The organism is Pseudoalteromonas sp. GW168-MNA-CIBAN-0100, assembly GCF_040309225.1.
Lineage (GTDB): Bacteria > Pseudomonadota > Gammaproteobacteria > Enterobacterales > Alteromonadaceae > Pseudoalteromonas > Pseudoalteromonas arctica.
Genome location: NZ_JBEOOL010000036.1, coordinates 32,905 through 41,487 on the forward strand (window position 1 = coordinate 32,905; position 8,583 = coordinate 41,487).

Below are 8,583 nucleotides of genomic sequence, written 5' to 3' on the forward strand. Positions count from 1 at the left end.
AATGATTAGCACGCTTTTAATGTTTCAAATCAAATCAAATCAAATCAAATCAAATCAAATCAAATCAAAGATATTGCTAAAACAATCGCTTTTACGTAAGTCTTTAGCATCCATTGGCCTTGCAAAGTAATAACCCTGCAGTACAGTACACCCAACCTCGGCTAAAAAGATCATCTGTTCGCGCGTTTCTACTCCTTCTGCAATACAGTAAAGATCTAGGTTTTCGGCCAACGAAAGAATGGTTTTAATAATCGACTCATCACCTTTATCTATACCAATACTGTTTACAAAGCTTTGATCTATTTTAATAACATTAATAGGAAATTGGCTCAAATAGGTGAGTGACGAGTAACCAGTACCAAAATCATCAAGTAGTAATTTAAACCCAGCAGCTTTTAAGTTTTGTAGCTGCTTGGCTGCTTTGAGTTTATCTTCTAGTAAAATACTCTCTGTTATTTCAAGTCTTAATTGTCTTGGATGAACTTGAGAGTCCGCTAATATGGACATTAGCCGCTGGGTTATGTTTGTTTTTAAAATGTGTTTAGGAGATAAGTTTAAAGATATATAAAACAATGGGTTTGCGCTTAGTATAGGTGCAATTTCAATAAGAGCTCGTTGCAATGCTTGCTCAGTAAGGAGCTCTATTAAACCGGTTTCTTCTGCTACCGGAATAAAAAGTGCTGGGGATACTAACTGGCCTTCATTTTTCCAGCGCATGAGTAACTCCACGCCATTTATTGTTTTTTCTTCTATGTCGATAATGGGTTGATAGTGATTAAAAAATCGGTTGTCTTTCACTGCATCTTTTAAATCATTTTCGAGCAGTAATTTTTGTTTTATCAGCTCATTCATTTCATCGCTAAAAAACTTAAAGTCGTTTCTCCCGCCTTGTTTAGCGTGCATCATCGCAACATCGGCATTACGGATAAGTATATCGGTGGTTACAGCATCGAATGGGTATAGAGCTACGCCAATACTGGCTGAAATATTAATAGAGAAGTCTTCAATAATTACTTTATTAGCTAACTCATTACTAATTTTTCTTACTGTATCGCGAAGAGACTGAAGCGATTTTATATTTTGAATCAGCACTAAAAATTCATCACCACTTTGGCGACCAAGTTTTGCGTTTGCGCCAAGCATACCGTTTACTCTTTGGGTAATATTACAAAGCAGCTTATCGCCAACTGCGTGGCCAAAAGAGTCATTAACAGGTTTGAACTTATCTAAATCAATAAATAATAATGCGCATTGTGTATTACTCTCATTGGCATGTTTAATCGCTTTTTCAATGTTTTGATACATTAAACTACGATTTGGGAGATGTGTTAGAGGGTCAAAATTAGCCAAATAGCGCAATTCGTTTTCAGCACGTTTTTGCTCAGTTAAATCTGTAATAACAACTACGTAGTAGCTTGCAGTATCTTTTGTTACGGCTGTGGCGCTTATATGTATTGGATGTTCGTTACTTTTTGCTGTTTTTATATAAGCATCACTTTGCCAGTTTTCTGTAGCTTTTAATTTTTTTAGAATATTTGCAAACTCTCTACATTTATCTTTACCAATGGCCCTAATAAATAATTTTGGACTAATTTTAGTGGCTGCTTGTTCATTTGAAAACGTTTCAATAAAACTGTTGTTCGCAGAAAATGGCATTAAATGTTTATCGAGTATAAGTAACCAGTCGTTTATTTGGCTAAACGCTTCACCTAAAATTTTTGCTTGTTGCTCATTAGCCCGTTGCTCAGTGATATTGGTATATATGCCAGAAACATATAGCGGCTCATTTGTTTGAGGATCGTATATAACTTGTCCTGTATCTTGATACCATAACCAATGCCCTTCTTTATGCTGTAAACGATAAGTTGCTTGCCAGTTTTGCTGTTTTTTGTACTTGAAGTAGTTTTCCCATTGGTTTTCAAAACGACGTCGATCATCTTTGTGTATTAGCGCTAAAAATTGTTCTATGTGTACGCGTACAGGTAAGCCTGTATAGCCTAATTCACTTCCTCTGAGCGTACTTACGGAAGCATCTTTAAAATTATAATCCCACACGCCGCTTTTGTTATTTTTAAGCGCGAGTTCTGTTTGCTTTTGCGAATGAATAGTGGCTCTATGCGCTTGTTCTATTGCAACTTGGCGGCTGCGGTATTGCCAAAAAATGAAAAACAACACGGCAATTATTAAAATTACATAGGCGGCAATAGCAAAGGGCGACTTCCATGGTGCGTAGGCTACATTTATTCGAATGCTTATCAGATCACTGGTTCTAAGCCCTTCTTTAGTATGTGCCGATATTGTTAGCGAGTAATTACCGGGTTGGAGTTTAGTGAAAAAGACATGATTAGATCTTAAGTCTTCGTAGGAAAGCGAAGTGGGTCCATCAAGAACTACTTTATAATACGTTTTTTCGACATTCGGGTATGCAAAGGTGGAAAAATTAACGGTTAAGCCCATATCCTCATAATCTAACTCAAGAGGCATGTTGAGATATTTATTAGGTATATAATTCAGCTCTCTCGTAAAAAGGTTAATATCTGTAATGGCTAATTTTTGATGGCTAAGCTGTTCTTGTTTTAAAAAGTCCGATGGGTCAAATACAATAGCGCCTGTGTTGTTAGTCCCAAACATAAGCCGACCATCATTTAGTGGTATTGCGGCAATAGCTGAAAATTGGTTCGTAACTAAGCCGTCTTTTGTTGAGTAACTTGCCAAACTAAGCGTATCGAGGTTTAGCTGATATAACCCATTTTTAGTGCTAATCCATAAAAAACCATATTCGTCAGGTAAGAGGGAATATATTTCGTCAGTATTAACAGCATTTTTTGAGCCAATGTGATGCTTAATTTCGTAGGTTATTGGGTCTACACCAAATAAACCTTCATAGGTACTGGCTAACCAGAGAATATTTCTTTTTGAATCTAAATAATAGTTTTCTATCGTTGTAAAAAGGCCATTCTTAGGGTTTAGAGTTTGAAAGATACGTGTTAATTTTTGTGTTTTCTCGTTGTACCTATATAGGTTTTTATTTGTACCAATAACAAATTCATTCGGGTGGCTTTCTAATGGGGTATGAAACGAGTAGGCATTAATGGGGTCTAACAGTTCTTTAAGACCTTTTATAACTCTAGATTTGCCCGTTTTTTCATCGAGTACATAATAGTTTTTATCAGTTAAAAATGCATATTCATTCGATTTTATTTGAGCGAAACCAAATATATCATATCGTATTAATAAACCTTTATTAGCACCTGTGTTTTCAATAATTTCGCCGCTTCTCTTGTCAAAAAATTGAAAACCATTAAAAGTTGATAACCATAGGTAATCGTCTCCTATTGATGATGGAAATATATCGTAAATAGCAGCATTACCAAATGCAGCTTTGGGATCGGTGGTATTGAGAAAAATATCGGTTTGTTTAGTGAGTGGATCATAACGGGCAATGCCATCATCGGTAGCAAGCCATATGATATTATCTTTGTCTTGATAAATTTTGTGGATGGTATTGTTACCAGGTAAAAGTATATGTTTAAATCGGCGTGATTTAATTGGCCAAGTAAATACGCCTTGGGTTCTTGAGGTAAGCCAAAGTGTACCAGACTTATCGATCATAATATCATTAATAGAGTTTTCACTTACATCAAACTTACTTTTATCAAAGCTTAATATGAATTCAAACTCTCCAGTTTCTCGATGGTAGCTATATAAACCTTTTTCTGTCGCAACAAATTCGCCGTAAATACTATTGATGTATTCCCATATATTATAGTCTGGGATTATGGTTGTTATATTTGAACTGTCTATTTCTTTATTATCATTAAAGGCAATTTGGTACATACCTTCAACAGTACCGACGAGTAAACCTAACTCGTCATCCACGTTTAAAAACTTTACATTTTTATTGTCTGCGGTTGTTTTCTCAGGGGAATGAAATGGCAATTCAACTAATTGGTTAGTCGCTAAGTTTGCAGTAAATAAACCACTATTAGCGCCCACATAGAGTGTATTTTTGTCGATTTTTAATGCTCGGATATAATCATCTTTGCTAGGTAAGCTTAATATTGATACAAAAAGCTTACTTGCTTTATCGTATCTGAATACTTGTTCATCTATGGCTAAATAATAAAGACCATGCTGTTCAGCTATTGCTGAAATAGGAGAGTAAAGCTGCTTTTCTTTATCTATTTGTCCAGAGTAAATTTTTTCTGTTTTTAGCGTTATTGGATCAATAATGTATGCACCTGCAATATCGGTGGAAACTATCAACTTACCATCATTTGTTTTTAATAATGCATATATGTAATGTTTATCTAAACCAAAACCGCCGTCAAACGTGGTAACTTGATACCCATCAAAACGGTTTAAACCTTGCTGAGTCGCTACCCATATAAAGCCGATATCATCCTCTTGAATGTTGACAACATAACCATGCGAGAGACCTTCGTCAGTAGAAATTCGTTGTAATTGTTGAGCATAGTTTTGTGATGCAAAAGTGCTTTGGATGCATAGTAAAAAAACAATGGTGATATGAAAAAAAAGTTTGCTCAAACGCACTTATAAACACTCTCAGTGGAAGATAGGATGATACTTAGCTAGATAGTAAATATAGCATAAGTTTTTATTTTTTAATTACAAATAATATACGTAAAGTTAAAAGCTCTATTTTCAAATAGTGAGCTAATCTATATAGATAACAGCTAATGTTCATAAGGAGAGTATAGTGGTTTTATCTAATATTGATGCAAAAAACAGCGTGTTATTAATAATAGACTTACAAGCGTTGCTTGCTCCTGCAATTAAAGACTTTCCGAATATTTTAAAAAGTACATTGCAGTTAGTGCAGGCCGGTATTATTCACGGCGTCCCGGCCTTAATAACCGAGCAATATGTCAAAGGGTTGGGCGAGACTAATCAGCAAATTAAAAATACGTTACCTAATGCTACGTATTTTCATAAAACGTACTTTAGTGCGTGTGCAGAGCCTGGCTTTGTTGATAAGTTAAAAAGCTATGGTAAAAAGCAAGTTGTTGTTGTTGGCACTGAAGCACATGTGTGTGTTTTACAAACATGCTTAGATTTAATAGAAAATGGTTTTGAAGTTATTATCGTACACGACGGAGTTGGCTCGAGAAATCCGCAACATAAAAATTTGGCGATTGAACAGCTACGCCAAGCTGGTTCGGTAATTTCATGCGCTGAAATAGTTATTTTTCAATGGACAAAAAAAGCAGCAACACCTACGTTTAAAAAAATACTGCCTATAATTAAGTAGACCGCATGTATGTAATGTAAATTAAATGTATTATTTTTTAATGTGTCGGTAGTTTATTATTGTGTTCAGTAAACTGAAACTCGTTTTGATACGTATATTGCAAACTGCTTTATAAAACAACAATGCAAACAACAATTTTAAGGTTCTTATGTCTAGTATTGGCCGGTTATTTACAATTATTTTTAGTCTTTTGTTTGTCGAATCTATCGCTATTGGCTTGTATTTCGACACATTAGCGCAGGCCTTTATGATAGGTTTGCCATTGTGTTTATTACCTATATGGCTTTTAAACACACAAGGGGACAGTCCTGTTACCCCGCATGTGGTAGCTGCCGCCATAATGATGTTTTCTTTTTTGCACATTCAACAAACTTTTGGGTTGATTGAAGTCCATTTTGAAATATTTATTTTAATGCCCATGTTAATTGTTTTTGTACAGTGGCGAGTGTTTATTACTACAATTGTATTTGTAGCTGTTCATCATTTATCTTTTTATTATTTACAAACTCAAAATACAGGGTTTTACGTATTTGACCCTGATAGGCTTGCTTTTACTACGGTGCTTATTCATGCTGGATACGCAATAGTTGAGGTGCTAGTTGCAGGCTACATCGCTATAACGTTGCAACGCGAACGTCGTGCGGGTTTATCTTTAAGTTATGCGACAGAGCAAATAATGAAAGACCCCGAAAACATTAAACTCTCTCTACGCGCTGATGACACTAAAAGTGAGGCTGTAGCAGGGTTTAACACGTTACTAGATTACTTATCTGATGTTATTAAACAGGTACAAACTCAATCAGAATCACTGCAAAAAAACTCACAAGAGCTTATTCATGTTCATGATCAGTTGGCGGGTGGCGCAGTACAGCGTACACAACAAACTGATGATATTGCTAATTCTGGCGCTCAAGTTGCTAATGGTTTTAAACTTGTAGAAGAAGAAAGTGAGGTGCTTAAGCGTCAAGTAGACCATATTACACAAGCTGCGAGCGATGCATTAAAAGAAGTACTTCAAACAGACGCTAAAAGTAGAGAGCTGCTAACACTACTTAACCATACCGAAGAAAAAATTAACCACTTAGTGGCTGCGGGTGATGTTATTTCAGGTCTTCTTAATGAGATATCAGGTATTGCCGAGCAAACTAACTTACTTGCTTTAAATGCTGCTATTGAAGCTGCCCGTGCAGGCGAGCATGGTCGAGGTTTTGCTGTTGTTGCTGATGAGGTGAGATCTTTGGCTAATCATAGTAAAGCAACAACAGATAAAATTAGTTTAACATTAAAAGATCTCGTTAATAATAGTAAAACGTCAACGCAATCAATGAGTCAGTGTGTAAGTTTTGTAGTGGATTTAACAAGTATTAGTGCTGCGATGAAAGAGAATATTTCAGCAATGAGCGAGCAAATAGCTGCAGTATCTTCAAGCTCTGATTCAGTTGCACAAGTTGTAGCTGAGCAGGCAGGTAATACTGAATTAATAGCAAGCAGTACTGATACTATGCGCCAAAATCAGTACCAAGATACGCAAATAGTGCAGCAGTTAACTGCTAAGGTGCAGTTAATAGACGTAAGTATTGATTTGTTAGAGCAAAGCATTGCCAAGTTTAAATAAATCTAACACTTTCGTATTTTCGCTTATAGCTACATGGCTTATTTGTGTTGTTGCAGGGTTAGTTTATTTTCAATTAGAGCAGCTTAAACCGTTTGATAGCTCAAAAATTTTATTGCAAAAACATTGGTTTAGTAATTTTAAAAAGCAATTAGATTGGGTTGATACTGGTGAGCCGTCTTTAGTGATTATAACAGAAAAAAACTGTGGGTGTACTATACAAGCTAAACCACATATTTCATCGTTAAATTCTTTTGCTACAAATAAAGGCATGAAGATTGTGCAAGTTGAATTAACACCAATTCTTAAACACGTTATTCCAGCTACTCCTGCTGCTGTTATTATTAACAAAGCGGGTGAATTTGTTTATGCAGGGCCGCTCTCCGAAGGTCTAGCTTGCGCCCAAGGAAGTGGTTTTGTTGAAACTGTGGTCACTAATTTAGCTGCTGGTTTTAACTCAAATCTCTTAATTACACAAACCAAGGGATGTTACTGTGTAAATAATGCATAAATAACGTATCGATAAACTAAAGCTCGCACTTTAATCAATAGTTGCGAGCTTTAATATTGATTAAATTGTAACTAAGCCATAAATACCTAATGAGACAAACACACAAGCAGCAATAGCACGTACAGTGTTTAGTGATATTCTTTTTAGCAATGCATTTCCGGCGTATATAACAGGCACGTTAGCAATTAGCATACCTAACGTGGTTCCTACTGTTACCCAAAACACAGACTGATATTGTGCGCCTAATAGTACGGTGGCTATTTGTGTTTTATCACCAATTTCTGCAATAAAAAATAATACAAAAGCGACTAAAAAAGCCCCGTAGCTATCATATTTACTACTTACAGTTTCGTCTTTGTCTGGAATTAATAGCCAAAGGCCAACGACAATAAAACTGATGTTTACAAGCCAAGGTAAGTATTCAGAAGAAAAACTATTAGTTAACCACTGCCCAAACCATGCTGATAAACCATGATTGAGTAAAGTTGCGGCTAAAATACCAAGAATAAGCGCGCCTTTATTACGAAAACGGGCGGCTAACAGGAGCGATAAAAGCTGGGTTTTATCGCCTATTTCGGCAAGTGTGACAGTGACGGTTGAGGTTAAAAAAACTTCCATTATTGATTCTTACAGGCGGGAATACTAAACCAAGGCAAACAACTATCTCCCGCCATGAGGATAGTGTCTACCTAGGTCTCGCCGATAACGCTTGCTACAGCATTACAAACTTACCATGCACATGAGGTGCAATTATGTTGATAAGTTTACTCATTACTGAGCGGGCTACTCCCCTAAGAGGCGGGCATTATTCCACAAAACTTTTGCGTGGTAAATATTAAGAATCGAATATAGTTAATTTATTCGGGAGTAATAAAGTTAGCTTTTGGCAATTAGTTGATAGTCAGGAAAGAGCGATAAGCCGTCACTCAGGTGAGTTGTCATTAACTTAGTAAGAATAAAAGGAAACTATCTCCTTTTTCATATGTGTAAATAAACTACAGTAAGCATAATATTTATAGCTGGTAATAATTTACACTATTTGATAATAATAGAAGCTCATGAAATAAGGACGTTTTCGCTCTAAGATAGGGAAAGTGTCCTTTGATAAAGCTGTTGAACTAAGCCGCTACGCGGAGATCCTATTCTGACCATTTGAGCCACACTTACCTTGGGGTTATCCCATATTTG

5 protein-coding genes and 1 riboswitch are annotated in these 8,583 nt (G+C 36.0%); of the genes, 3 read left to right on the forward strand and 2 right to left on the reverse strand.

The window, feature by feature from the left end:
* Positions 1–54 precede the first annotated feature (54 nt).
* The gene (locus AAEY62_RS17765; RefSeq protein ID WP_024591869.1) at positions 55–4,554 is read right to left on the reverse strand and encodes an EAL domain-containing protein; all 4,500 of its coding nucleotides are present in this window, start codon (positions 4,552–4,554) and stop codon (positions 55–57) included.
* 166 nt (positions 4,555–4,720) lie between these two features.
* On the opposite strand from AAEY62_RS17765, the gene AAEY62_RS17770 reads away from it, so the two are divergent.
* The 3 genes from AAEY62_RS17770 to AAEY62_RS17780 all read left to right on the forward strand — a co-directional run bounded on the left by AAEY62_RS17770 (position 4,721) and on the right by AAEY62_RS17780 (position 7,395).
* Entirely contained in the window at positions 4,721–5,272 is a 552-nt protein-coding gene (locus tag AAEY62_RS17770) for an isochorismatase family protein (RefSeq protein WP_024591868.1), read from the forward strand.
* Between the two features lie 148 nt (positions 5,273–5,420).
* Positions 5,421–6,887 carry a methyl-accepting chemotaxis protein gene (locus AAEY62_RS17775; protein ID WP_024591867.1) on the forward strand — a complete coding sequence of 489 codons (1,467 nt, stop codon included), beginning with the start codon at positions 5,421–5,423 and terminating at the stop codon, positions 6,885–6,887.
* Entirely contained in the window at positions 6,871–7,395 is a 525-nt protein-coding gene (locus tag AAEY62_RS17780) for a DUF6436 domain-containing protein (RefSeq protein ID WP_024591866.1), read from the forward strand. Before AAEY62_RS17775 ends, AAEY62_RS17780 begins: the two co-directional genes overlap by 17 nt.
* 60 nt (positions 7,396–7,455) lie before the next feature.
* Here the strand turns inward: AAEY62_RS17780 and AAEY62_RS17785 are convergent, their stop codons facing one another.
* Positions 7,456–8,013: a TMEM165/GDT1 family protein gene (locus AAEY62_RS17785; RefSeq protein WP_024591865.1), complete on the reverse strand. Its 558-nt coding sequence runs from the start codon at positions 8,011–8,013 to the stop codon at positions 7,456–7,458.
* 83 nt (positions 8,014–8,096) lie between these two features.
* A riboswitch (yybP-ykoY riboswitch) is annotated at positions 8,097–8,199 on the reverse strand.
* Positions 8,200–8,583: the final 384 nt, after the last annotated feature.

Bases quoted from the DNA above. Each gene is read 5' to 3' on its own strand.
- AAEY62_RS17775 (WP_024591867.1), top strand. From the start codon at position 5,421: ATGTCTAGTATTGGCCGGTTATTTACAATTATTTTTAGTCTTTTGTTT.
- AAEY62_RS17785 (WP_024591865.1), bottom strand. From the start codon at position 8,013: ATGGAAGTTTTTTTAACCTCAACCGTCACTGTCACACTTGCCGAAATA.